29 protein-coding genes are annotated in these 22,671 nt (G+C 71.6%); 18 read left to right on the top strand and 11 right to left on the bottom strand.

Going from position 1 to position 22,671, the window contains the following annotated elements:
• Positions 1-16: 16 nt before the first annotated feature.
• From IEY17_RS08180 to IEY17_RS26050, 6 genes are all read right to left on the bottom strand, one after another.
• Entirely contained in the window at positions 17-1,378 is a 1,362-nt protein-coding gene (locus IEY17_RS08180) for a sulfate adenylyltransferase subunit 1 (protein WP_188986706.1), read from the bottom strand.
• Between the two features lie 104 nt (positions 1,379-1,482).
• A complete protein-coding gene (gene cysD, locus IEY17_RS08185; RefSeq protein WP_188986707.1) occupies positions 1,483-2,427 on the bottom strand; it encodes a sulfate adenylyltransferase subunit CysD in 945 nt (314 codons plus the stop codon).
• A 20-nt stretch (positions 2,428-2,447) separates the two neighbouring features.
• Positions 2,448-3,173 (bottom strand): phosphoadenylyl-sulfate reductase, encoded by a 726-nt coding sequence (locus IEY17_RS08190; protein WP_188986708.1) that lies wholly within the window; start codon positions 3,171-3,173, stop codon positions 2,448-2,450.
• Complete coding sequence (locus IEY17_RS08195; RefSeq protein ID WP_188986709.1) at positions 3,170-3,334, bottom strand: hypothetical protein; 165 nt, start codon at positions 3,332-3,334, stop codon at positions 3,170-3,172. The genes IEY17_RS08190 and IEY17_RS08195 overlap by 4 nt, the downstream gene beginning before the upstream one ends.
• Positions 3,331-5,028 (bottom strand): nitrite/sulfite reductase, encoded by a 1,698-nt coding sequence (locus tag IEY17_RS08200; RefSeq protein WP_188986710.1) that lies wholly within the window; start codon positions 5,026-5,028, stop codon positions 3,331-3,333. Before IEY17_RS08200 ends, IEY17_RS08195 begins: the two co-directional genes overlap by 4 nt.
• Positions 5,029-5,147: 119 nt before the next feature.
• Positions 5,148-5,240 carry a putative leader peptide gene (locus IEY17_RS26050; protein WP_346073747.1) on the bottom strand — a complete coding sequence of 31 codons (93 nt, stop codon included), beginning with the start codon at positions 5,238-5,240 and terminating at the stop codon, positions 5,148-5,150.
• 66 nt (positions 5,241-5,306) lie between these two features.
• Here IEY17_RS26050 and hemW point away from each other — a divergent pair, with 66 nt between their 5' ends.
• Positions 5,307-6,536 carry a radical SAM family heme chaperone HemW gene (gene hemW, locus IEY17_RS08205; protein ID WP_188986711.1) on the top strand — a complete coding sequence of 410 codons (1,230 nt, stop codon included), beginning with the start codon at positions 5,307-5,309 and terminating at the stop codon, positions 6,534-6,536.
• Here the strand turns inward: hemW and IEY17_RS08210 are convergent, their stop codons facing one another.
• The gene (locus tag IEY17_RS08210) at positions 6,537-6,944 is read right to left on the bottom strand and encodes a type II toxin-antitoxin system VapC family toxin (protein WP_188986712.1); all 408 of its coding nucleotides are present in this window, start codon (positions 6,942-6,944) and stop codon (positions 6,537-6,539) included.
• On the bottom strand, positions 6,944-7,219 hold the full coding sequence (locus IEY17_RS08215; RefSeq protein WP_188986713.1) for a ribbon-helix-helix domain-containing protein: 276 nt from the start codon (positions 7,217-7,219) through the stop codon (positions 6,944-6,946). Before IEY17_RS08215 ends, IEY17_RS08210 begins: the two co-directional genes overlap by 1 nt.
• A gap of 159 nt (positions 7,220-7,378) precedes the next feature.
• On the opposite strand from IEY17_RS08215, the gene hrcA reads away from it, so the two are divergent.
• The 12 genes from hrcA (at position 7,379) to IEY17_RS08275 (ending at position 17,030) form a co-directional block, all read left to right on the top strand.
• Entirely contained in the window at positions 7,379-8,401 is a 1,023-nt protein-coding gene (hrcA, locus tag IEY17_RS08220; protein ID WP_188986714.1) for a heat-inducible transcriptional repressor HrcA, read from the top strand.
• A gap of 53 nt (positions 8,402-8,454) precedes the next feature.
• Positions 8,455-9,627, top strand: coding sequence for a molecular chaperone DnaJ (gene dnaJ / locus IEY17_RS08225; protein WP_188986715.1), 1,173 nt, complete (start codon positions 8,455-8,457; stop codon positions 9,625-9,627).
• Between the two features lie 8 nt (positions 9,628-9,635).
• Positions 9,636-10,373, top strand: a complete 738-nt coding sequence (locus IEY17_RS08230) for a 16S rRNA (uracil(1498)-N(3))-methyltransferase (protein ID WP_188986716.1) — start codon at positions 9,636-9,638, stop codon at positions 10,371-10,373.
• A gap of 304 nt (positions 10,374-10,677) precedes the next feature.
• Positions 10,678-11,043, top strand: coding sequence for a histidine triad nucleotide-binding protein (locus IEY17_RS08235; RefSeq protein WP_188986717.1), 366 nt, complete (start codon positions 10,678-10,680; stop codon positions 11,041-11,043).
• A 155-nt stretch (positions 11,044-11,198) separates the two neighbouring features.
• A complete protein-coding gene (locus IEY17_RS08240) occupies positions 11,199-12,269 on the top strand; it encodes a PhoH family protein (protein ID WP_373289855.1) in 1,071 nt (356 codons plus the stop codon).
• A complete protein-coding gene (gene ybeY, locus IEY17_RS08245; protein WP_188986718.1) occupies positions 12,266-12,832 on the top strand; it encodes an rRNA maturation RNase YbeY in 567 nt (188 codons plus the stop codon). Before IEY17_RS08240 ends, ybeY begins: the two co-directional genes overlap by 4 nt.
• Positions 12,833-12,849: 17 nt before the next feature.
• Positions 12,850-14,172 (top strand): hemolysin family protein, encoded by a 1,323-nt coding sequence (locus IEY17_RS08250; RefSeq protein ID WP_188986719.1) that lies wholly within the window; start codon positions 12,850-12,852, stop codon positions 14,170-14,172.
• The gene (locus tag IEY17_RS08255; RefSeq protein ID WP_188986720.1) at positions 14,165-14,530 is read left to right on the top strand and encodes a cytidine deaminase; all 366 of its coding nucleotides are present in this window, start codon (positions 14,165-14,167) and stop codon (positions 14,528-14,530) included. Before IEY17_RS08250 ends, IEY17_RS08255 begins: the two co-directional genes overlap by 8 nt.
• A gap of 190 nt (positions 14,531-14,720) precedes the next feature.
• Entirely contained in the window at positions 14,721-15,626 is a 906-nt protein-coding gene (gene era / locus IEY17_RS08260; protein ID WP_188986721.1) for a GTPase Era, read from the top strand.
• A gap of 123 nt (positions 15,627-15,749) precedes the next feature.
• The gene (locus IEY17_RS08265; protein WP_188986722.1) at positions 15,750-16,163 is read left to right on the top strand and encodes a CD225/dispanin family protein; all 414 of its coding nucleotides are present in this window, start codon (positions 15,750-15,752) and stop codon (positions 16,161-16,163) included.
• A 64-nt stretch (positions 16,164-16,227) separates the two neighbouring features.
• Positions 16,228-16,614: a CD225/dispanin family protein gene (locus IEY17_RS08270; RefSeq protein ID WP_188986723.1), complete on the top strand. Its 387-nt coding sequence runs from the start codon at positions 16,228-16,230 to the stop codon at positions 16,612-16,614.
• Positions 16,611-17,030, top strand: a complete 420-nt coding sequence (locus IEY17_RS08275) for a DUF2752 domain-containing protein (protein WP_188986724.1) — start codon at positions 16,611-16,613, stop codon at positions 17,028-17,030. Before IEY17_RS08270 ends, IEY17_RS08275 begins: the two co-directional genes overlap by 4 nt.
• 105 nt (positions 17,031-17,135) lie before the next feature.
• Here the strand turns inward: IEY17_RS08275 and IEY17_RS08280 are convergent, their stop codons facing one another.
• The gene (locus IEY17_RS08280; RefSeq protein ID WP_188986725.1) at positions 17,136-17,504 is read right to left on the bottom strand and encodes a DUF4190 domain-containing protein; all 369 of its coding nucleotides are present in this window, start codon (positions 17,502-17,504) and stop codon (positions 17,136-17,138) included.
• A 113-nt stretch (positions 17,505-17,617) separates the two neighbouring features.
• On the opposite strand from IEY17_RS08280, the gene recO reads away from it, so the two are divergent.
• The 5 genes from recO (at position 17,618) to IEY17_RS08305 (ending at position 21,636) form a co-directional block, all read left to right on the top strand.
• A complete protein-coding gene (gene recO / locus IEY17_RS08285; protein WP_188986726.1) occupies positions 17,618-18,430 on the top strand; it encodes a DNA repair protein RecO in 813 nt (270 codons plus the stop codon).
• A gap of 61 nt (positions 18,431-18,491) precedes the next feature.
• Positions 18,492-19,337: an isoprenyl transferase gene (locus IEY17_RS08290; RefSeq protein WP_188986727.1), complete on the top strand. Its 846-nt coding sequence runs from the start codon at positions 18,492-18,494 to the stop codon at positions 19,335-19,337.
• Positions 19,334-19,762 (top strand): hypothetical protein, encoded by a 429-nt coding sequence (locus IEY17_RS08295; protein ID WP_188986728.1) that lies wholly within the window; start codon positions 19,334-19,336, stop codon positions 19,760-19,762. The genes IEY17_RS08290 and IEY17_RS08295 overlap by 4 nt, the downstream gene beginning before the upstream one ends.
• A gap of 159 nt (positions 19,763-19,921) precedes the next feature.
• On the top strand, positions 19,922-20,926 hold the full coding sequence (locus IEY17_RS08300) for a permease (protein WP_229679942.1): 1,005 nt from the start codon (positions 19,922-19,924) through the stop codon (positions 20,924-20,926).
• Positions 20,926-21,636: a TIGR03943 family putative permease subunit gene (locus tag IEY17_RS08305; RefSeq protein WP_188986730.1), complete on the top strand. Its 711-nt coding sequence runs from the start codon at positions 20,926-20,928 to the stop codon at positions 21,634-21,636. The genes IEY17_RS08300 and IEY17_RS08305 overlap by 1 nt, the downstream gene beginning before the upstream one ends.
• Positions 21,637-21,639: 3 nt before the next feature.
• Here IEY17_RS08305 and IEY17_RS08310 read toward each other — a convergent pair whose 3' ends face one another.
• Positions 21,640-22,065, bottom strand: coding sequence for a Fur family transcriptional regulator (locus IEY17_RS08310; RefSeq protein WP_188986731.1), 426 nt, complete (start codon positions 22,063-22,065; stop codon positions 21,640-21,642).
• A complete protein-coding gene (locus IEY17_RS08315; RefSeq protein ID WP_188986869.1) occupies positions 22,062-22,535 on the bottom strand; it encodes an ArsR/SmtB family transcription factor in 474 nt (157 codons plus the stop codon). Before IEY17_RS08315 ends, IEY17_RS08310 begins: the two co-directional genes overlap by 4 nt.
• Positions 22,536-22,671 lie beyond the last annotated feature (136 nt).

Raw genomic sequence — 22,671 nt, forward strand, 5'->3', positions numbered from 1 at the left:
GCGTTTCTCCGCCCTCTCATGACGGCTGACCGGCTGCGGATGCCGACTCCGCCAGCGGCGCCAGCGGCACGCCGATCAGCCCGGCGGCCAGCGTGGTGCCATCGGCCGGGTCGATCACCAGGAACGACCCGGTGCGGCGGCTGGCGGCGTACTCGTCCACCGGCAGCGGCTCCGCGGTGCGCAGCTGCACCCGGCCGATCTCGTTGAGCTGCAACTGCTCCGGGCTGTCCACGCTGGACAGTTGCTGCTCGTCGAAACGGGCCGACAGCTCGGTGACGATCGCCTGCACGGTCCGCGTGCCGTGCTTGACCAGCACCCTCGCGCCCGGCCTGAGCGCCTTCTCGGCCAGCCAGCACACCGTGGCGTCGAGCTCGTCGGTCAGCTGCGGGGCGGCGTCGGCGGCGGCGATCAGGTCGCCGCGCGAGACGTCCACGTCGTCGGCCAGCAGCAGGGTGATCGAGTGTCCGGCCGCCGCACGCGGCTTCGCGCCCCCCGGGGTGTCCACCTTGGACACGCGGGTGCGCACCCCGGCGGGCAGCACCACGACCTCGTCGCCTTCCGCGACCACACCGGCGGCGACCTGGCCCGCGTAGCCGCGGTAGTCCGGGTACTCGGCGGTGCGCGGGCGGATCACGTACTGCACCGGCATCCGGAACGGCGCATCGTGCGGGTCCGGCGCCACCGGCACGCTCTCCAGGTGCTCCAGCAGCGACGGCCCCTGGTACCACGGGGTGTTCGCCGAGCGCTCCACGACGTTGTCGCCCAGCAGCGCGGAAACCGGGATGGTCACCACGGAGTCGTCGCGGTAGCCCAGGGCTCTCGCGTGCTCGGTGAACTCCGCGGCGATGCGGGTGAACACCGCCTCGTCGAAGTCCACCATGTCGATCTTGTTGACCGCGAGCACCAGCTGCGGCACCCCGAGCAGCGCGAGCACCGCCGCGTGCCGCCGGGTCTGCTCCACCACGCCCTTGCGCGCGTCCACCAGCAGCACGGCCAGCTGCGCGGTGGACGCGCCGGTCACCGTGTTGCGGGTGTACTGCACGTGCCCGGGCGTGTCGGCGAGCACGAAGGTGCGCTTCGGCGTGGCGAAGTAGCGGTAGGCCACATCGATGGTGATGCCCTGCTCGCGCTCCGCGCGCAGCCCGTCGACCAGCAGCGACAGGTCCGGCGTGGCCAAGCCCCGGTCGGCGCTGGCCCGGTGCACCGCGTCGAGCTGGTCGGCCAGCACCGACTTGGTGTCGTGCAGCAGCCGCCCCACCAGGGTGCTCTTGCCGTCGTCGACGGATCCGGCGGTGGCCAACCGCAGCAGGTCGGTATGCACCGGCAGGGTCACCTCGGTGCCGCTGTCCGGTGCGGTGCGGGTGGTCGTCTCGCTCATTCTCGGGAACCCATTCCTGGATTGGGGAGTGCTCGTTCTGCGTGGCGGTGCGGGTTGCGGAACCTCGGACGCCTGCTCGCTGCCCGGCTACCGTCGATCCCTGCTCAGAAGTAGCCCTCGCGCTTGCGGTCTTCCATGGCTGCTTCCGAGAGGCGGTCGTCGGCGCGGGTGGCGCCGCGCTCGGTGAGGCGGCTGGCGGCGACCTCGGCGATCACGTCGTCCACCGTGTACGCCTCGGACTCCACGGCGCCCGTGCAGGACCCGTCACCCACGGTGCGGTATCGGACGGTCTTGACCACCGGCACCTCGCCCTCGCGCGGCCCGCCCCAGGGGCCCGCGGTCAGCCACATGCCGTCGCGCTGGAACACCTCGCGGCGGTGCGCGTAGTAGATCTCCGGCAGCTCGATCTTCTCGCGCTGGATGTAGCGCCAGATGTCCAGCTCGGTCCAGTTCGACAGCGGGAACACCCGCACGTGCTCGCCCGGCCGGTGCCGTCCGTTGTAGAGGTTCCACAGCTCCGGGCGCTGGCGGCGCGGGTCCCACTGCCCGAAGGCGTTGCGCAGGCTGAAGATCCGCTCCTTGGCACGGGCCCGCTCCTCGTCGCGTCGCCCGCCGCCGAACACCGCGTCGAACCGGTTGTCGCTGATGGCGTCCAGCAGCGGCGTGGTCTGCAGCGGGTTGCGGGTGCCGTCGGGCCGCTCCTGCAGGCGGCCGTCGTCGATGTAGTCCTGCACCGACGCCACCACCAGCCGCAGGTCGTGGCGTTCCACCAGCGCGTCGCGGAACGCCAGCACCTCCGGGAAGTTGTGCCCGGTGTCGACGTGCAGCAGCGGGAACGGCACCGGGGCCGGCCAGAACGCCTTGCGCGCCAGGTGCACCAGCACGGTGGAGTCCTTGCCGCCCGAGAACAGGATCACCGGGCGGTCGAACTCGCCGGCCACCTCGCGGAAGATGTGGATGGCCTCGGACTCCAGCGCGTCCAGGTTGTCCACCTGCGGCGGCGCCCCGGAGGCGTCCGGCAGCTCGACCTCGGCATCAGTTGCGGTCATGTCCCAAACCTCCGGAGATCTCAGCCGTGCAGGCCGCACTCGGTTTTCGCGGTGCCCGCCCACCGGCCGCTGCGCGGGTCGGCGCCCGGCGCGGGCTTGCTGGTGCACGGCTGGCACCCGATCGACGGGTAACCCGCGGGCACCAGCGGGTTCACCAGCACGCCGTGCTCGTCGATGTAACGCTGCATGTCCTCGTCCGACCACGCCGCAAGGGGGTTGATCTTGACGAGTCCGTTGCGCTCGTCCCAGGTGACGACAGGGGTGTTCGCGCGGGTCGGCGCCTCCACGCGGCGCACCCCGGTCACCCACGCCTCGTAGCTGGCCAGCGTGTTGCGCAGCGGCACGACCTTGCGCAGGAAGCAGCAGCGGTTGGGGTCGCGCTCGTACAGCCGCGGGCCCTCCGCGGCGTCCTGCTCGGCCACGGTCTGCGCCGGGTACGCGTTGATGATGGTGACGTCGTAGACCTGCGCCACGGCGTCGCGGGTGCCGATGGTCTCGGCGAAGTGGTAGCCGGTCTCCAGGAACAGCACGTCCACGCCGGGTTTGGCCTTCGCGGCCAGGTCGACCAGCACCGCGTCCTGCATGTTCGAGGCGACGATCAGTTTGTCGCCGAAGGTCTCCACGGCCCAGCGCAGCGCCTCCTCGGCGCTGGCCTCGGCCAGTCGCGGGGCGGCCTCCTCGACCAGTGCGCGCAGCACCTCGTCGCTGCGCCGGGTGCCGATGTTCGTGGTGGTGTCGGCAGTCATGGTTCTCCGTTCCCTCCGAGGGCCAGCCCGACGAGTCGCACGGTGAAGACCCGCCGGCACGACAGACACGTCCACGCCCCGGCGGGTTCGGCCTCCGGCGCGAGGTCCTCGTCACCGCAGTACGGGCAGTGCAACGGCACCGCCCGCTCCGGCTGGCTCACTTGAGGTCGTCCTCCTCGGCCCGCGCCACCCACTGGGCGAAGCGCTCGCCGTCACCGCGCTGCGCCAGGTAGCGGCGCACCAGGCGTTCCACGTAGTCGCCGAGTTCGGCGGAGGTGACCTTGTGCCCGCGGATCTTGCGGCCGAACCCGGCATCCTCGCCGAGGCCACCGCCCAGGTGCACCTGGAAGCCCTCGACCTGGTTGCCGTCGGCGTCGGGCACCATCTGACCCTTCAGGCCGATGTCGGCGACCTGGGTTCGGGCGCAGGCGTTCGGGCAGCCGTTGAGGTTGATCGTCACCGGGGTGTCGATGTCGCCCTGGATGTCGGCCAGCCGCTGCTCCAGTTCGTGGACCAGGTCGATCGCCCGCTGCTTGGTCTCGACGATGGCCAGCTTGCAGAACTCGATGCCGGTGCAGGCCAGCACGCTGCGCCGCCACGGCGACGGGTCGGCCTGCAGCCCGAGCTTGCCCAGATCCGCCACCAGCGAGTCCACCTCGGACTGCGGCACGTCCAGGACCAGCAGGTTCTGCTCCACGGTGGTGCGGACGCGGCGCGACCCGACCCGTTCGGCGGCCTTGGCGACCTCGACCAGGGTCGACCCGCTGACCCGGCCTGCCGGGGCCTTCACGCCCACGTAGTAGTTGCCGTCCTTCTGTGGGTGCACGCCGAGGTGGTCGCGGTGCCCGGTGGGGGTCTCCGGCGCCGGGCCGTCGATCAGCTTGCGGCCCAGGTACTCGTCCTCCAGTACCTGGCGGAACTTCTCCGGACCCCAGTCAGCGACCAGGAACTTCAGCCGCGCCCGGTGCCGCAGCCGCCGGTAGCCGTAGTCGCGGAAGATCTGCACCACCGCGTGCCACACCTCGGGCACCTCGTCCAGCGGCACCCAGGCGCCCAGCCGCACGGCCAGCTTCGGGTTCGTCGACAGGCCACCGCCGACCCACAGGTCGAAGCCCGGGCCGTGCTCGGGGTGCACCACGCCGACCAGCGAGATGTCGTTGATCTCCGGCACGGTGTCCCAGCGCGGCGAACCGCTGATGGCGGTCTTGAACTTGCGCGGCAGGTTCGACAGCGAGCGGTCGCCGATGAACCGCTCCGCGATCTGCTTGATCGCCGGGGTGGCGTCGACGATCTCGTCGGCGGCGATGCCCGCCACCGGCGACCCCAGCACCACACGCGGGCAGTCCCCGCACGCCTCGGTGGTGGACAGCCCGACCGCCTCCAGCCGCTGCCAGATCGTCGGCACGTCCTCGACCCGCACCCAGTGCAGCTGGATGTTCTGCCGGTCGGTGATGTCGGCGGTGTCGCGCGCGTAGGTCTGCGAGATCTCCCCGATGGTGCGCAACTGCTCGGTGGTCAGTGCGCCGCCGTCCACGCGGACCCGCAGCATGAAGTAGCGGTCGTCGAGCTCCTCGGGCTCGATCGCCCCGGTCCGCGCGCCCGGGATGCCCGGCGCGCGCTGGGTGTACAGGCCCCACCAGCGGAAACGCCCCCGCAGGTCGGCCGGGTCGATCGAGTCGAAACCGCGGTGGGCGTAGATCGTCTCGATGCGCTGGCGGACGTTCAGCGGGTTGTCGTCCTTCTTGGAGCGCTCGTTGGCGTTGAGCGGTTCGCGGTAGCCGAGCGCCCACTGGCCCTCACCGCGCGTCTTGCGCTTGCGGGCGGGACGAGCTGGGGCTTCCGTCGGGGGGACCATGTCCGACCTCCGGGACTGGGGCGCGGCGCCGCCGCGTGGAACACCGCCACCGTGGCGGTTCTCACTGATCGGCGTGCCCGGCGCCGACTGGACTTCACGGGTGCAACGCGGCGGCGGGATCAATCCGTGGTGCGGCAGAGCGCGCTGGACACCCGCCGCAGGTCCACGTAGCGGCGGGAGACCAGCAGCAGCCGCGGCAAGGTCGCACCCATGTCGGGCAGCCTGCCACGCACCCACCGGGTGGTCCAACACCATCCGAATGGTGAGACAGTGGGACCGTGCCTGCTCAGCTGCCCACCGGTGAACCCGCCCCGGCCGACGGGGAGCTGCCGCCCGACGCCCTCGCCGGGCTGGGCGAGCGGCCGTTCGGGGTCTACGTCCACGTGCCCTTCTGCGCCAGCCGCTGCGGGTACTGCGACTTCAACACCTACACCGCCGATGAGCTGGGCTCAGCTGCGGATTTCGGTAGCTGGCTGGACGGGCTGCGGGCCGAGCTGGACCTCGGCGCGCGGGTGCTGGCGGCCGGTGGCGGCCCCGTCCCGCGGGCCAGCACCGTGTTCGTCGGCGGCGGCACGCCGTCGCTACTGGGCGCGGCCCGGCTGGGCGAGGTGCTGGCCGCGATCCGCGGCTCCTTCGGGCTGGACGCTGAGGCAGAAATCACCACCGAGGCCAACCCGGAGTCGACCTCGCCGGAGTTCTTCGCCGGCATCCGCGAGGCCGGGTTCACCCGGGTGTCGCTGGGCATGCAGTCCGCCGCCGAGCACGTGCTGCGGGTGCTGGAGCGGCGGCACACCCCGGGCCGCGCCGCGGCGGCCGCCGCCGAGGCGCGGGCGGCCGGGATCGAGCACGTGAACCTGGACCTGATCTACGGCACGCCGGGGGAGACCGACGCCGATCTGCGCGCCTCGCTGGAGGTGGTGCTGGCGACCGGTGTCGACCACGTCTCGGCGTACTCGCTGATCGTGGAGGACGGCACCGCGATGGCCCGCAAGGTGCGCCGCGGCGAACTGCCGATGCCCGACGAGGACGTGCTGGCCGACCGCTACGAGATGGTCGACCACGTGCTGACCGGCGCCGGTCTGGGCTGGTACGAGGTGTCGAACTGGGCGCGCGGCGACGCGGCGCGCTGCCGCCACAACCTCGGCTACTGGCGGGGCGGCGACTGGTGGGGCGCGGGTCCTGGGGCGCACAGCCACGTCGGGGGTGTCCGGTGGTGGAACGTCAAGCACCCGGCCCGCTACGCCGCGCTGCTGGCCGAGGGGACGTCCCCGGCGGCCGGGCGGGAACTCCTCGACGACGAGGACCGCCGCATCGAGCGGATCATGCTGGAGCTGCGCCTGGCCGAGGGACTGCCGGTGGACGTGCTCGACGAACCTGGCCTGCTGGCGGCCAAGCAGGCCGCCGCGGACGGCCTGCTGCGCCCCGTAGCACTCGCGGCCGGGCGCTGCGTCCTGACCGACCGGGGCCGCCTGCTCGCCGATGGCGTCGTGCAACGCCTGATCGGCTGATCAGGCGGGCGAGCTGACCCGAATCCCGTTCGCCCGGGTCGCCTCCGCCAACCGCGCGTCGTAGGTGATCATCACGTCGACGTCGAGGGCGATCGCCGCGCCGAGGTGGATCGCGTCGAGCGAGGGGAGTCCGTTCGGATCAACCCTGCGGGCGAGATTCATGATGTCGAAGTCGAGGGGGTGCTCGGCGACGCCCAGCATCGCGTTGCGCAGATCCTCGGCCACGTCCTGGAACGTCGTGTTCCAGGCGTTGCGCAGGGCGCGCGCCACCTCGGTCCACGCCAGCGAGGTCGACACGAGCAACGCCTGCGCGCGGTGCAGCCGGTCGATCTCGTCGACCAGTGCGTCCGACTCCGCCTCGCGGACGACCCGCTTGATGAGCGCACTGCTGTCCAGGTAGACGCGCATCAGTTGCGGTCTTCTCGGTCGAGCAGATCGATCGTGCGCCGGCCCGCCGGCACCGTCTTCGTCGGAACGACCTTGCGGTAGGCGCCCCTGGGGAGCAGGACCTTGCCCGAGGTGATCAGGTGGTCCCACTCGTGCTGCGGTCCGGCGCCCGGGGTGAGGCCGAGATAGCGGTCCACGGCCTCGCGAAGGATCTCCTGCTGGGAACGCCCCGATCGTTCGGACTCGGCGCGCAGTGCGGCTTCCGCGTCGGCTCGAAGGCGCAGGTTGAGAGCCATACGGCGATGGTACCAATAGTGACGTCAAAGTTGGTACCATCTGCGCCGCATCGTTCTTGTGGCTATCGGCTCCGGTGAGAGAACACCGTAAACTCGATGGTGGTATCGAGGCCCCTGCCGGCCCCCTGGCGGCCCCGGGCCAGAAGGAGGTGGCGCGAGGTGAACGCGGAAGAACGCCGCTTCGAGGTGCTGCGGGCGATCGTGGCCGACTACGTGTCGACCAAGGAGCCGGTGGGATCGAAGGCGCTCGTCGACCGCCACAACCTCGGCGTATCCAGTGCCACGGTGCGCAACGACATGGCCGCGCTGGAGGAAGAGGGGTTCATCGTCCAGCCGCACACCAGCGCTGGGAGAGTGCCCACCGACAAGGGCTACCGGATGTTCGTCGACCGGCTGCACGACATCAAGCCGCTGACCGTGGCCGAGCGCCGCGCGATCCAGTCGTTCCTGGACGGTGCGCTGGACCTCGACGACGTGATGCGCCGCAGCGTGCGGCTGCTGGCCCAGCTCACCCAGCAGGTCGCCGTCGTGCAGTACCCGACCCTGACCCGTTCCACCGTGCGGCACGTCGAGGTGGTCACCATCACCCCGGCGCGGCTGATGGTGGTGCTCATCACCAACACCGGCCGGGTCGACCAGCGGGTGGTCGACCTCGGCGACGTGATCAGCGAGGACGACGTGGCCCGGCTGCGCACTATGCTCAACGGCGCGATGGCCGAGAAGCGGCTGGCCGACGCGTCCGCCGCGGTCGCCGAGCTGCCCGACCAGGCCCCGCCGGACCTGCGCAACGCGCTGGTGCGATTGTGCAGCGTGCTCATCGAGTCGCTGGTCGAGCACCCCGAGGAGCGGATGGTGCTCGGCGGCACCCCCAACCTGACCCGCAACGTCGCCGACTTCCCGAACTCCCTGCGCCAGGTCCTGGAGGCCCTGGAGGAGCAGGTGGTGGTGCTCAAGCTGCTCGCGGCCGCGCGTGACTCGGAGACCATCCGGGTCAGCATCGGCATGGAGAACGAGGCCAAGGAGATGCAGACGACGTCGGTGATTTCCACCGGCTACGGTTCTGATGGGATGGTGCTGGGGGGCCTCGGTGTCGTCGGCCCGACCCGGATGGACTATCCGGGCACCATGGCGGCGGTGCGCGCCGTCGCCGCCTACGTGGGTGAGATCCTGGTCGGTCGGTGACGTCCGCGCGACCGACGACAACTCGTTCAACGAGCAGAGGAAGTACGGAGAAGGTGGCCAGGGACTACTACGCGACCCTCGGAGTTGCCAGGGACGCGACACCCGAGCAGATCAAGCGGGCCTACCGCAAGCTCGCGCGGGAACTGCACCCGGACGTCAACCCCGATGCGGAAGCGCAGGAGCGGTTCCGGGAGGTGACGACCGCCTACGAGGTGCTCTCCGACCCCAAGAAGCGGCAGATCGTTGACCTGGGCGGGGACCCGCTGTCCAACGGCGGCGGCGCCGGTGCCGGGATGGGGGACCCGTTCGCCGGGTTCGGTGGTCTCGGCGACATCATGGATGCCTTCTTCGGCGGCGGTGCGGCCGGTGCCGGCCGCGGGCCGCGCAGCCGGGTCCAGCCGGGCTCGGACGCCCTGCTCCGCCTGGCGCTGACCCTCGAGGAGTGCGCCAGCGGCGTCAACCGCGACATCACCGTCGACACGGCGGTGCTCTGCGACGCCTGCGACGGCGGCGGCTCGCGGGCCGGCAGCGCCCCCTCGACCTGTGACACCTGTGGCGGTCGCGGCGAGGTGCAGTCGGTGCAGCGCTCCTTCCTCGGCCAGGTCATGACGTCCCGGCCGTGCCCGGTCTGCCGCGGCTTCGGCGAGGTCATCACCGACCCGTGCCAGCAGTGCGGCGGCGACGGCCGGGTCCGCGCCCGGCGCACCATCACGGTCAAGATCCCGGCCGGGGTCGGCGACGGCATGCGGGTACGGCTGGCCGGTGAGGGCGAGGTCGGGCCGGGCGGTGGTCCGCCCGGTGACCTGTTCGTCGAGGTCGAGGAGCTGCCGCACGACCGGTTCACCCGCGACGGCGCCGACCTGCACTGCACCGTGGAGGTGCCGATGACGGCCGCCGCGCTGGGCACCGTGCTGGTCCTGGAGACCCTTGACGGCGGTCGCGAGGAGATCACCGTCGAGCCCGGCACGCAGCCCGGCACCGAGCACGTGCTGACCGGTCGCGGCCTGCCGAAGTTGCGCTCCAACGGCAAGGTCAGCGGGCACGGCGACCTGCACGTGCACCTCGACGTGGTGGTGCCGACCCGGCTCGACGAGGCGCAGGCCGACCTGCTGCGCCAGCTGGCCGCGCTGCGCGGCGAGGAACAGCCGGAGCCGACGGTCACCGCGAACGGCAGCGGCAACCGGCACGGGTTGTTCTCCCGGTTCCGGTCCTTCGGGCACCGCTGAGGCCGGGCGTGACGACGCTGCCGGTCTTCTCCGTTGAGCAGCTCCCGGCCACCGGCGAGACCACCCTCGACGGACCGGAGGGCAGGCACGCGGCCACCGTCCGGCGGCTCCGGCCCGGCGAGCAGCTGCTGCTGTCCGACGGCCGCGGCGGGCTGGCGCGCTGCGCGGTGCTGGCGGCGGCCAAGGACTCGCTGCACCTCGAGGTGGCCGCGACCTGGCACGAGCCGCAGCCCGAGCCGCGGGTGCGGCTGGTGCAGGCCCTGATCAAGGGCGACCGCGGCGAACTCGCGGTGGAACTGGCCACCGAGGCGGGCGTGGACGCGGTGGTGCCGTGGCGGGCCGCCCGCTGCGTGGCGCGCTGGGACGACGGGCCGCGCGGCGCGAAGGCGCTGGCGCGGTGGCGCAGCACCGCCGCGCAGGCGGCCAAGCAGGCACGGCGCGCGTGGACGCCGCCGGTGGACGATCCGGTGACCACCCGCCAGCTGGCGGAGCTGGTCCGCGGCGCGGCCGTGGCCCTGGTGCTGCACGAGTCGGCGACCACGCCGCTGGCCGAGGTGGACCTGCCGACCAGCGGCGAGCTGGTCCTCGTCGTCGGCCCGGAGGGCGGCATCACTGACGACGAGCTCGCGGCGCTGGCCGCGGCGGGCGCGCACCCGGTCCGCCTCGGCCCGACTGTGCTGCGTGCCTCCACGGCCGCGGTGGTGGCGCTCGGCGCCCTCGGGGTCCGCACCGCCCGTTGGGCCTGATCGCATCCGGACGCACCAGGTCTGGTGACGGTCCGCGACGAAGATCAAAAATTTTTCCGGACTCGTAGCGCGAAGGTGTTACGGAGAGATACGCTCTGCGGTGCAGAGATCGCGGCGGGCTCCGGCCCGGCCGCACCGGTGCCGCACGGGGCATCGGACCCCAGCACTCGCCGGACACCTCCCCCCTCGGTCCGGCGAGAGCTGCGCCGCAACGGGACAACCCCCAGACCCGGTTGCGGCGCAGCGCGCCGGGGAGCAGCCGCGCTCGATCCGTCGGCCCCCGCGCCTCGGATAACCTTCCGGCATGAGCGACATGGACTCCCTGTTCCTGCGGATCATCGCGCGCGAACTGCCGGCCGACATCGTGTTCGAGAACGACCGGCTGATCGCGATCCGCGACATCAACCCCCAGGCGCCGACCCACGTGCTCGTGGTGCCCAAGAAGCGGTACCGCAACGCCGCCGAACTGGCCGCCGCCGACCCGCAGCTGCTCGCCGAGCTGATCACCACCGCGCACGACATCGCCGCCCAGGCGGGTATCGCCGAATCGGGCTACCGGCTGCTGTTCAACACCAACGCCGACGCCGGGCAGACGATCTTCCACGTGCACCTGCACCTTCTCGGCGGTGAGCCCCTCGGCGGGCTGACCGGAGGCCCGATCAAGGGCTGAACCGCCGAGCGGCCCGGTCCGGGGCCGAGCGGACCGCCCCGGACCGCCGCCCCCACGGACGGCGGCAAACTGATTGCCCGGTGGACTACCATCGACGCCAGGTAGACCTGACCGAACGACCCGCGCCCAGGCGCAGAAAGCAGGCCCGAAAACACGTGGCCGGTATCGCAGCGGGTGGCGCCGCCGCCCAGTCCGGAGAGCAGCCCCAGACCGCACGAGCCCGAGCTCAGTCCAAGGTGACGGTTCCCGACGACGTCGTGCTCACGCTGGTGGGCACCCGGGACGAGAACCTCCGAGTGGTGGAGGATCTGCTCACCGCCGACGTCCATGTCCGGGGCAACGAGGTGACCCTGTCCGGCGACCCCGCGGAAGTGGCCTTCGCCGAACGCGTCTTCGCCGAGCTGATCGCGCTGGTCGGCAAGGGCGGGCCGCTCACTCCGGACGTCGTCCGCCGCAGCGTGGCGATGCTTTCGGCGGACCACAACGAGTCCCCCGCCGACGTGCTCAGCCTGGACATCGTGTCCCGGCGCGGCCGGACCATCCGCCCGAAGACGCTCAACCAGAAGCGCTACGTCGACGCCATCGACCACCACACCGTGGTGTTCGGGATCGGTCCCGCCGGGACCGGCAAGACGTACCTGGCGATGGCCAAGGCGGTGCAGGCGCTGCAGGCCAAGCAGGTCAACAGGATCATCCTCACCCGTCCCGCGGTGGAGGCCGGCGAGCGGCTCGGGTTCCTGCCCGGCACGCTCTACGAGAAGATCGACCCGTACCTGCGGCCGCTGTACGACGCGCTGCACGACATGGTCGACCCCGAGTCGGTGCCGCGACTGACCCAGGCCGGCACGATCGAGATCGCGCCGCTGGCCTACATGCGCGGCCGCACCCTCAACGACGCGTTCATCATCCTCGACGAGGCGCAGAACACCACGCCCGAGCAGATGAAGATGTTCCTGACCCGGCTGGGCTTCGGTTCCAAGATCGTGGTCACCGGGGACGTCACGCAGGTCGACCTGCCCGGTGGGCAGCGCAGCGGGCTGAAGGTCGTGCAGGAGATCCTCACCGGCGTCGACGACGTGCACTTCGCCCAGCTGGACAGCCACGACGTGGTGCGGCACCGGCTGGTCACCGACATCGTCAACGCCTACGACCGCTGGCACGCGCTGGAGGACGCCGAGCGGAACCGCTCAGGGCGGCACAACGGGCAGCGACGGGGACGCGCATGAGCATCGAGATCGCCAACGAGTCCGGCATCGCGGTTCCCGAGGCGTCGATCGTCTCGGTCGCCCGCTTCGCCCTGGACAAGATGAGTGTCAGCCAGCTCGCCGAGCTGTCCATCGTGCTGGTGGAGCTGGACGTGATGGCCGACCTGCACGAACGCTGGATGGACCTGCCCGGCCCCACCGACGTGATGGCCTTCCCGATGGACGAGTACGACTCGGCCCGGCGGCCGGACACTGCCGGGGCCGGCCCGGCACTGCTGGGCGACATCGTGCTGTGCCCGGCGTTCGCCAAGGACCAGGCGCGCAAGGCCGGGCACAGCCTGCTCGACGAACTCCACCTGCTCACCGTGCACGGCGTGCTGCACCTGCTCGGCTACGACCACGCCGAGCCGGAGGAGGAGCGGGAGATGTTCAGCCTGCAGAACCGCATCCTGGCCGACTACCGCGCGGCCCGGGATGAGGCCGAGCGGGCCGCCGCGCAGCGCAACGCCGACGACCGGGTGCTCGGCGCCGTCGGACTGGACCAGCCGGAACCGCCGCCGGGCGGTCCGGTCCCGACCGACTAGGGGAGCCGGCGGTGGTGGTGACCGATTCCACCGCGTTCCTGGTGGTGGCGGTGCTGCTGGTGCTGGCGGCGGGGGTGTTCGCCGCCTCCGAGTCGGCCATCACGGTGGCCTCCCGCGCCCGCGTGGACGAACTGGTCCGCGAGGGCCGGGGCGGTGCCCGCCAGCTCGCGCAGCTGCTCGCCGACCGGCCCCGGCACGTCAACCTGCTCCTGCTGCTTCGGCTGGCCTGCGAGATGGGCGCCACCGTGCTGGTCACGGTGGTGGCGCTGCGGATCGCCGGCTCCGAGGCATGGGCGGTGGTGATCGCCGGGCTGGTGATGCTCGTGGCATCCTACGTGCTGGTCGGCGTCGGCCCGCGGACGCTGGGGCGGCAGCACCCGTACGGCATCGGGCTCAAGGTCGCCGCACCGGTGCGCATGCTGGCCCGCGTGCTCAACCCGCTGACCAGACTGCTGATCCTGGTCGGCAACATGATCACGCCCGGCAAGGGATTCCGGGAGGGGCCGTTCTCCACCGAGGTCGAGTTGCGTGAACTGGTCGACCTGGCCGGCGAGCGCGGTGTGGTGGCCGCGGGCGAGCGCGAGATGATCCACTCGGTTTTCGAGCTCGGCGACACCCTCGCGCGCGAGGTGATGGTGCCGCGCACCGAGATCATCTGGATCGAGCAGACGAAGTCCGCCCGCCAGGCGCAGGCGCTGTGCCTGCGCTCGGGGTTCTCCCGCATCCCGGTGATCGGCGAGAGCGTCGACGACATCGTCGGCGTGGCGACGTTGAAGGACCTGACGCGCGCGGTGCTGGAAAGCGGCGACCAGGTGGGACCGCCGGTGTCGGAGCTGATGCGCCCGGCGAGCTTCGTGCCGGACACCAAGCGCCTCGACGAGTTGCTGCGTGAGATGCAGCTGTCGCGCAGCCACCTGGCCATCGCCGTGGACGAGTACGGCGGCACGGCCGGGCTGCTGACCATCGAGGACATCATCGAGGAGATCGTCGGCGAGATCACCGACGAGTCGGACCTGGAGGAGCACCGGCCGGTCGAGAAGCTCGACGACGGCACGGTGCGGGTCAGTTCGCGGCTGCCGGTGGAGGACCTCGGCGCGCTGTTCGGCGTGCACCTGGACGACTCGGACGTGGAGACCGTTGGCGGGCTGTTGGCGCAGCGGCTCGGCCGGGTGCCGCTGCCGGGAGCGGAGACCGAGATCGCCGGGCTGCGGCTGCGCGCCGAGGGCGGCAAGGACCACCGGGGGCGGATCCGCATCAACGCGCTGCTGGTCCGGCCGGTGAACACGGACAGGGCACCGCTGCGCGGTGCGGATCAGGAGGGAAGCAACACTCGTGGCTGAGCACGTCGAAACGGCCGCCCCGCAGGAGCTGGACCCCGAGGACGCGAAGATCGTCACGCTGGCCCGGTCGTCCCGGGCCCGCACCGGAGCGGCCGAGGGCGCGGCGGTACGCGACACTGACGGCCGGACCTACGCGGCGTGCACGGTCGCGCTGCCGTCGCTGCGCCTGACCGCGCTGCAGGCGGCGGTGGCCGCGGCGGTCGCCAGCGGCGCCGAGGGCCTGGAAGCGGCCGCGGTGGTCACCGATGCGGACGGCGTCGACGCCGACTCGGTGGCGGCGGTCCGCGACCTGGCCCCGGCGGCACCGGTCTTCCGGGTGAACTCCGGCGGCGACGTGGCAGCGGTCGTCCGGCCCTGACACGCGCACGCGATTCCTCCGGGTGAAGGGCACCGGGGACCGGGCAGGCACCCAGGTTGAGGCACATCCGGAAACCCCCGCCGGGGTGGGCACCAACTTCAGGCACATTGGGGAACACCCCGCCGGGGTAGCGCCCTTGACCGGGAAGGGTGGTGCGCCGGGGCGCGAGCGGGCCGGTCACAATGGGGTGGTGACCACCTCAGACGTGCATCGCTCCGGGTTCGCCTGCTTCGTCGGCCGCCCCAACGCCGGGAAGTCGACCCTGACGAACAGCCTGGTCGGCACCAAGGTGGCGATCACCTCCAGCAAGCCCCAGACCACCCGGCACGCCATCCGCGGCATCGTGCACCGGCCCGACGCGCAGCTGATCATCGTCGACACCCCCGGTCTGCACCGGCCCCGCACCCTGCTCGGCCGGCGGCTCAACGACCTGGTGTACGAGACCTGGTCCGAAGTGGACGTGGTCGGGTTCTGCGTGCCCGCCGACCAGAAGATCGGTCCCGGTGACCGGTTCATCGCCGAGCAGCTCGCGAAGGTGGGCCGCCGCACCCCGGTGCTCGGCATCGTCACCAAGACCGACCTGGTCGGCAAGGAACAGGTGGCGCAGCAACTGCTGGACCTGCAGCGGGTGATGGACTTCGCCGACCTAATCCCGGTATCCGCAGTGGATTCCTTCCAGATCGACCTGCTGGCCGATCTGCTGGTCCAGCAGCTGCCCGAGGGACCGCAGCTGTACCCGGACGGCGAGCTGACCGACGAACCGGAGACCACGCTGGTCGCCGAGCTGATCCGGGAGGCCGCGCTGGAGGGCGTGCGCGATGAACTGCCGCACTCCCTGGCCGTCACCGTCGAGGAGATGACGCCCCGCGAGGGCCGCGACAACCTGGTTGACGTGTACGCGGTGATCCACGTCGAACGCGCCAGCCAGAAGGCCATCGTGATCGGCCGCGGCGGCGAGCGGCTGCGGGCGGTCGGTTCCCAGGCCCGCCGCCACATCCAGGCGCTGCTGGGTAGCAAGATCTACCTCGACCTGCACGTCAAGGTGTCCAAGGACTGGCAGCGCGACCCGAAGCAGCTGCGGAAACTGGGGTTCTGATCACAACTTCGCCGCGAATTGGCCGGAACCGACCACGCCCACAGGCCGTCTCAGGTACGTTGCTGGCCGTCTTCGCGTACGGCCGAGGACACATCGGCTTCTGTTGGAAAGTTGAAGGAAGACATGACTAATCCCTATGGCGGCCCGCCTTCCGGACCGAATCCGCAGGACCCCTACGGTCAGCAGCAGCCGGGCGGCTACGGCCCGTCGTCGGGGCCCGTGCCGCAGCAGCCGTACGGGCAGCCGGCCTACGGCCAGCAGCCCGGCTTCGGCGGGGCCCCGCCGAACAACAACATCGGCTGGGGTATCGGCTCCATCTTCCTGTGCTGGCCGTTCGCGATCCCGTCGCTGATCAAGGCCACCTCGGTGCAGAACCTGTGGGCCCAGGGCCAGTACCAGCAGGCCCAGGAGGCCGCGAACGAGGCCAAGAAGTGGGGCAAGATCGGCATTATCGTCGGTGCCTGCGGCTACGGCCTGCTGATCCTGTTCTACGTGATCGGCATCATCATCGCGCTGGCCGCGGCCAGCAGCTACTGATCGAACGGCGCGTTGCGGGCGGTCCCGGGCCGCCCGCAACGGTACCTCTTGGCGGAGGGGAAGCATGACCGAGCAGTCCGGGCCGAACGAGGTTCCGTCGCAGCAGCCGCAGCAGGTGCACCTGCCCGCACCGATGCCGCCGCACTCCTACGCCGCGCAGTTCGGGCTCAGCGCGGTGCCGGTGAACAACAACCTCGGATGGGCCATCGCGGGCCTGCTGGTGTGCTGGCCGTTCGGCATCCCGTCGCTGATCAAGTCCCTGCAGGTCAGCTCGCTGTGGGCGCAGGGGCAGTTCGACCAGGCGCAGCAGGCCGCGGACGAGGCCAAGAAGTGGGGCAAGATCGCCGTCATCGTCGGTGCCTGCCTGCTGGGTCTCTACATCCTCGCGGTCATCGCGTACTTGGTGGTCGTGCTGCTGGCCTTCGGCGCGGTCGCCGTCGCGGGCACATGACGGCGGCACGACTGCGCCCGATGCTGCTCCCGGCCGCCACCGTGCTGGCCGGGTGCGCGGCGGCGGCTGTGGTGCTGGCCGCCGATCCGACTTCCGACGCGGGCTTCCCGCTGCCGCCGTGCCCGATCCGCTGGCTGACCGGTTTGGACTGCCCGGGCTGCGGCGCGACGCGCATGTTCTACAGCCTGCTGCACGGCGACCTGCTGTCGGCGCTGCACTACAACGCGCTGGCGGTCGCGTTCATCCCGTTCTTCCTGTGGACCTGGGGCGGCTGGGTGGTCGGCCGCTGGCGCGGTCGACCGGTCCGTACCTGGGAGAACTGGCGCTGGTCCCCGCTGGTGTGGCTGGTCCTGATCGCCGCGTGGTCGGTGATCAGGAATCTCCCCTTCCCGCCGTTCTCCTCCCTCTACGTCTAGCCGTGCACGGAGTCTTTCGGGGCGCGCCCCGAAAGACCGCGCGATCAGTAGTAGCTCGCACAAACCCTCACGTACCTCGCGATGGAGAACACGACCGGCGGTGCGTTACGAGTTGAGCCAGTCGTAGAGGTCGGGGCCGAGCACCCCGGTTCCCGCGAGAATGAGAAACAGGATGAAGGCGAGCCAGAGGCCGGGCACCAGCCAGCCGACGATGATGCCGACCTTGGCCATGCTGCGGTTGGTGTACCGCTGCGGGTTCTGGTTGATCTCGCGCATCGCGACGTGCCCGAGGATGGCGCCGACCGGCCCGATCAGGATCGCGCCGTAGCAGGTGAAGATCGCGGCCAGGGACACGCACATGGAGGCGATCGCCATGCCGTTGTTGCGCGGTCCCATCGGAACGCCCGGCCCGTAGGGGTACACCTGCGGCGGCTGGTATGGGTTCGGGTTCTGCGGGTCGTGCGGGTAGGTCATCTCTTCCTCTCAGCGATGGGCTCGCGCTCCTGAGACGTCCCCGGAGGCGAACCGGACTCCCGAATTCACGCCTGGACGGCCGGGCGCCGTGCCCGAGGTGCGACGATGGGGGCGTGAGCCTCTACCGGGATACCGCGGTCGTCCTGCGGGTGCAGAAACTGGGCGAGGCGGACCGGATCATAACGTTGTTGACCCGCCGGTACGGCAAAGTTCGCGCAGTTGCCAAGGGGGTGCGCCGGACGACGTCGCGGTTCGGGGCGCGCGTGGAGCCGTTCTGCCACGTCGACGTGCAGCTCTACACCGGTCGCACGCTCGACGTGATCACCCAGGTGCAGACCATCGACGCCTTCGGCGCGCACATCGTCGACGACTACCAGCGCTACACCGCGGCCTGCGCGGTCCTGGAGACCGTCGACCGGCTCGCCGCCGAGGAGGGCGAGCCGGTGCTGCGGCTCTACCTGCTGGCCACCGGGGCGCTGCGGGCGCTGGCCGGGCGGGAACGCGACTCCTCGCAGGTGCTGGACGCCTTCCTGCTGCGCGCGATGTCGTTCGCGGGCTGGGCACCCGCGCTGGTGGAGTGCGCGCGCTGCGGGGCGGCCGGGCCGCACGCGGCGTTCAATGTCCAGGCCGGTGGGGCCGTGTGCGTGCGGTGCCGCCCGCCCGGATCCGTGCGGCCCTCGGCGCACACGCTGCCGCTGATGGAGGCGCTGCTGCACGGCGACTGGGAGACCGCGGAGGCGGCGCCCGGCGCGGTCCGGCGGGAGGCCAGCGGGCTGATCGCCGCGCACCTGCAGTGGTACATGGAGCGGCAGTTGCGTTCCCTGCCGCTGGTCGAGCGGACCGTGCCGGAGCTCATCCGGGAGCGCGCGGGAGACGCGCCCCTGGTCACGGTGGGGGAGGACGTCCCGGGACGGGCGATGGACTGATGGTCGACCCGGGCGAGGACAATGGGTGCCTCACGCCGAGCAGTCCGAAGGAGAACTCGTTATGTTGCGACGCCGTGGGCGGGGCAAGAACGACCCGACCGTGCGGCCGCCCGAACCGCACCCCTCCGGGGCGAAGCCGCCGGCGTTGGCGCCCGAATTCGTGCCCAACCACGTCGCCGTCGTGATGGACGGCAACGGCCGGTGGGCCAACGAGCGCGGCCTGCCGCGCATCGAGGGGCACAAGCGCGGCGAGGCCGTCGTGCTGGAGCTGGCCCGGGGTGCGATCGAGATCGGCGTCAAGTGGCTGTCGCTGTACGCGTTCTCCACCGAGAACTGGAAGCGGAGCCCGGACGAGGTGCGGTTCCTGATGGGCTTCAACCGCGACGTGATCCGGCGCCGCGTGGACGAGCTCGACGCGATGGGTGTGCGGGTGCGGTGGGCCGGCCGCAAGCCACGGCTGTGGCGCAGCGTGGTCAACGAGCTGCAGTCGGCCGAGGTCCGCACCAGGAACAACGAGGTGCTCAACCTCACCATGTGCGTCAACTACGGCGGGCGGGCCGAGATCGGCGACGCGGCGCGGGAGATCGCCCGGCTGGCCGCGGCCGGGAAGATCAACCCGGACCGGGTCGACGAGCGGACCATCGCCCGCTACCTGTACCAGCCGGAGATGCCGGACGTGGACCTGTTCATCCGGCCGTCGGGGGAGCAGCGAACCTCGAACTTCATGCTGTGGCAGTCCGCCTACGCCGAGCTCGTCTTCCAGGACACGCTGTTTCCGGACGTGGACCGGCGGCACCTGTGGCGGGCGTGCGAGGAGTACGCGCGCCGGGACCGGCGGTTCGGCGGAGCCATCGACCGGGCGGCGGTCGGCGCGTCGGCCGGCACCGTCCAGGAGGGCGATCGATGACCCAGGAGGCGGCGACCACCGCGCGACTGCTGACCGCCGCGAAGGAAGCGCTGGAGACCTACCACGACGTGCACGTCGACGACGACGGGGCGTTGACGTTCCGGCACGCCGACGTGCCCTGCGCGGTGCAGGCCATGCAGCTGGCGGAGGGCCTGACGGTGCTCAGCCTGAGTTGCGTCGTCGCCTGGGACCTGCCGGCGAGCGACGAGCTCGCGCAGTCGGTCGCGGAACGGGCCGGGCAGGGGCTGTTCGGCACCCTCGGTGTGGTGCGCACGGCGCGGGGGATGGATGTGACCCTGCGCTACGCCTTCCCGGCGGAGGGCATGACGACGACACCGCTGGGCACCCTGCTGATGCTCGTGGTGGCCACGGCCTCCCAGCTGCGCACCGAACTGCTCACCGAACCCGAGGGCACCTCGAAGTAGCGCTGCCTGGCGAGGTGGCGGGCGCTGGGGCCCGTCACTCCCACGGGGGACCCGCCGGTGTGTCGGCACATGCCCCGCGAACAGCGGTTCCGCGCCGCGGCGCGGGCCGCTGGGGGACTCTTGCGAACGATTATCACTTCGTGCTGGCACGATGGTCGGGTGACCAAGATCGCCGACCCACCGCGCCCCCGACGGCGCGTCGTCACCTCCCTCGAGGTGCTGTGCGCCCTGCTGGTGCTGGCGGTGCTGTTCCAGCAGCAGATCAGCGCCCTGCTGGACGTGCCGGCGCTGCGCACCGGTTCGACGGTCTTCGTCGCGGTGTGCGTGCAGGCGATGCCGTTCCTGGTGCTGGGCGTGCTCATCAGTGGACTGATCGCCGCCTTCGTGCCACCGGAGCTGCTGCGCCGCATGCTGCCGGCCAACACCGCAGTCGCGGTACCGGTCGCCGGTGTCGTCGGCGTGGCGCTGCCCGGGTGCGAATGCGCGTCGGTGCCGGTGGCGCGCCGCCTCATGCGGCAGGGCGTCGCCCCGGCCGCGGCGCTGGCGTTCCTGCTGGCCGCCCCCGCGGTGAACCCGATCGTGCTGGTGTCCACCGCGGTCGCCTTCCCCACCGAACCGCGGATGGTGCTGGCCCGCTTCCTCGGCTCCCTGCTGACCGCCTGCGCGATGGGCTGGCTGTGGACGCGGCTGGGTCGCGCCGAGTGGCTCGCCGAGCGGGCGCTGCGCCGGGTCGAGGCGCACCGCGCCGACGGCGGCCGGTGGGTGGTCTTCGCCGAGTCCGCGCGGCACGACCTGGTCGAGGCCGGGGGCTTCCTGGTGCTGGGTGGGCTGACCTCGGCGGTGTTCAACGTCGCGGTGCCCGCGCAGTGGCTGGAGCCCCTGGCCGGGCAGTTGGTGCTGGGTGTGCTGGTGATGGCGGTGCTCGCCGTGGTCCTCGCGCTGTGCAGCGAGGCCGACGCGTTCGTGGTGGCGTCGATGCCGGGCCTGCCGCTGCTGCCGAAGCTGGTGTTCCTGGTCGTCGGCCCGGCCGTGGACCTGAAACTGATCGCGCTGCAGTCGGGCGCGTTCGGCCGCCGCTTCGCGGCCCGGTTCGCGCCCGCGACGTTCGTGGTGGCGATCGTGTGCTCGGTCGCCGTCGGTGCGCTGCTGCTGGGAGGTGCGTGATGCGCCGGGAAACGCAGAACCTGCTGTTGCTGCTGCTGGGCGGTGCGCTGCTGAAGATCGCGTTGGGCGGCACGTACCTGCGTTACGTCAAGCCGTCGCTGCTGCCGTGGCTGGTGCTGTCCGGCGTGGTCATGATCGGGCTGGGGGCCTTCGCCATCCTGCGTGACGTCCGCGCCGGTGGAGCCGCCGACCACCACGAACACGCCTCGCGCAGCCCGTGGCTGTTGCTGCTGCCGGTGTGCGCGATCTTCCTGGTCGCCCCGCCCGCGCTCGGCTCCGACTCGGTCACGCGCGACCGGGTGGCGGCGCCCCCGCCGCCGCCGACGGAGTCGCTGTTTCCGGAACTGCCCGCGGAGCAGGCCCCGCTGCTGAGCATGTCCGAGTTCGTCACGCGCGTGATCTGGGACGACAGCGGCGCGCTCAACGGCCGCACCGTGCGTCTGCAGGGCTTCGTCGTGCACCCCGCGCCGAACGCCACCCAGCTTGCCCGCATGCGGATCAACTGCTGCGCCGCGGACGCGGCACCGGTCAAGGTCGACCTCGCCGGTCCGGCTGCGGGCCAGGTCACCGGCCTCCCGGCGGACACGTGGATCGAGGTGACCGGCACGCTCCGGCCGGGCTCGGCCACCGACGCCAACGGCCGGGTCCCCACGGTGGACATCACGACAGTGCGGCCGATCCCCACACCGCAGGACACCTACGAGTACTGAGAGCTACCGGCCCTGGGCGGCGCAGTCCGGGCAGGTGCCGACAATCTCCACGGTGTGGCTGACCTGGGAGAACCCGTACTCCTGGCCGATCCGCTCGGCCCAGTTCTCCACCGGCGGGTCGGCGACCTCCACGGTCCGCCCGCAGTGCCGGCACACCAGGTGATGGTGGTGGTGGCTGGAGCACCGGCGGTACACCGCCTCCCCGGACGGGGTGCGCAGCACGTCGACCTCGCCCGCGTCGGCCAGGGTCTGCAGCGTGCGGTACACGGTGGTCAGGCCGATGCCCTCGCCCTGCCGCCGCAGCTCCTCGTGCAGTTCCTGCGCCGAGCGGAAGTCGTCGATCTGGTCCAGCAGGTTCGACACCGCTGCTCGCTGCCTGGTGGCCCGCAGGCCCGGTACTCCGACCGCGGGACGCTCGCCGGTGGTCACGCTGTCTCCGCCTCCTGTCGGCCGTCGGTTGCGATGGAACGTGGTGCCGGACCCCGCGAGCGGGCGCTGGCGATCTCCTCCGCGTGCGCGGCGGCGTCCACCACGATGTGCGCCAGGTGCTCGTCGACGAGCCGGTAGACAACCTCCCGCCCATGCCGCTCGCCGTGGACCACCCCGGCGGACTTGAGCACCCGCAGGTGCTGGCTGATCAGCGGCTGGGCAACGCCCAGCGCGTCGACCAGCTCGTGCACACACCGCTCCGAGGCCCGCAGCTGCAGGACGATCGCGATGCGCACCGGGGCGGCCAGCGCCCGCAGCAGCTCCCCAGCCTCGACCAGGACCCGCTGGTCACGCAGCGGCACCGGACGCGAATCCCGTTCCGGGGAGTGCACCTGCTCCTCGGGATGGTCCAGCTGGCCGGTGTCCGCGGTCGACCGGGAGGACCGGGAATCCGGGCTGACGGCGGGCATCTCGTCCTTTCCGGCGGCCGCAACGCAGGGGCGCGCCTTCATGCGTGGTCACCTGCTGCGCCGGCGGCGGCCCCATGGCACTCGGTCACCGTTTGGCACATGGCCCACCGCGCGGGCGCAGCCCACAACACCCCAT

The organism is Saccharopolyspora thermophila, from assembly GCF_014646075.1.
GTDB classification, from domain to species: Bacteria; Actinomycetota; Actinomycetes; order Mycobacteriales; family Pseudonocardiaceae; genus Saccharopolyspora; species Saccharopolyspora thermophila.

Coding starts and splice junctions, on each gene's coding strand:
- IEY17_RS08215 (WP_188986713.1), bottom strand. CDS start 7,219: ATGGCTCTCAACCTGCGCCTTCGAGCCGACGCGGAAGCCGCACTGCGC.
- IEY17_RS08270 (WP_188986723.1), top strand. CDS start 16,228: ATGACCGAGCAGTCCGGGCCGAACGAGGTTCCGTCGCAGCAGCCGCAG.
- IEY17_RS08290 (WP_188986727.1), top strand. CDS start 18,492: ATGTTGCGACGCCGTGGGCGGGGCAAGAACGACCCGACCGTGCGGCCG.
- IEY17_RS08295 (WP_188986728.1), top strand. CDS start 19,334: ATGACCCAGGAGGCGGCGACCACCGCGCGACTGCTGACCGCCGCGAAG.
- IEY17_RS08190 (WP_188986708.1), bottom strand. CDS start 3,173: ATGACTGCCGACACCACCACGAACATCGGCACCCGGCGCAGCGACGAG.
- IEY17_RS26050 (WP_346073747.1), bottom strand. CDS start 5,240: ATGGGTGCGACCTTGCCGCGGCTGCTGCTGGTCTCCCGCCGCTACGTG.
- IEY17_RS08315 (WP_188986869.1), bottom strand. CDS start 22,535: ATGCCCGCCGTCAGCCCGGATTCCCGGTCCTCCCGGTCGACCGCGGAC.
- ybeY (WP_188986718.1), top strand. CDS start 12,266: ATGAGCATCGAGATCGCCAACGAGTCCGGCATCGCGGTTCCCGAGGCG.
- IEY17_RS08180 (WP_188986706.1), bottom strand. CDS start 1,378: ATGAGCGAGACGACCACCCGCACCGCACCGGACAGCGGCACCGAGGTG.
- IEY17_RS08200 (WP_188986710.1), bottom strand. CDS start 5,028: ATGGTCCCCCCGACGGAAGCCCCAGCTCGTCCCGCCCGCAAGCGCAAG.
- IEY17_RS08265 (WP_188986722.1), top strand. CDS start 15,750: ATGACTAATCCCTATGGCGGCCCGCCTTCCGGACCGAATCCGCAGGAC.
- cysD (WP_188986707.1), bottom strand. CDS start 2,427: ATGACCGCAACTGATGCCGAGGTCGAGCTGCCGGACGCCTCCGGGGCG.
- IEY17_RS08275 (WP_188986724.1), top strand. CDS start 16,611: ATGACGGCGGCACGACTGCGCCCGATGCTGCTCCCGGCCGCCACCGTG.
- IEY17_RS08305 (WP_188986730.1), top strand. CDS start 20,926: ATGCGCCGGGAAACGCAGAACCTGCTGTTGCTGCTGCTGGGCGGTGCG.
- IEY17_RS08210 (WP_188986712.1), bottom strand. CDS start 6,944: ATGCGCGTCTACCTGGACAGCAGTGCGCTCATCAAGCGGGTCGTCCGC.
- IEY17_RS08235 (WP_188986717.1), top strand. CDS start 10,678: ATGAGCGACATGGACTCCCTGTTCCTGCGGATCATCGCGCGCGAACTG.
- IEY17_RS08280 (WP_188986725.1), bottom strand. CDS start 17,504: ATGACCTACCCGCACGACCCGCAGAACCCGAACCCATACCAGCCGCCG.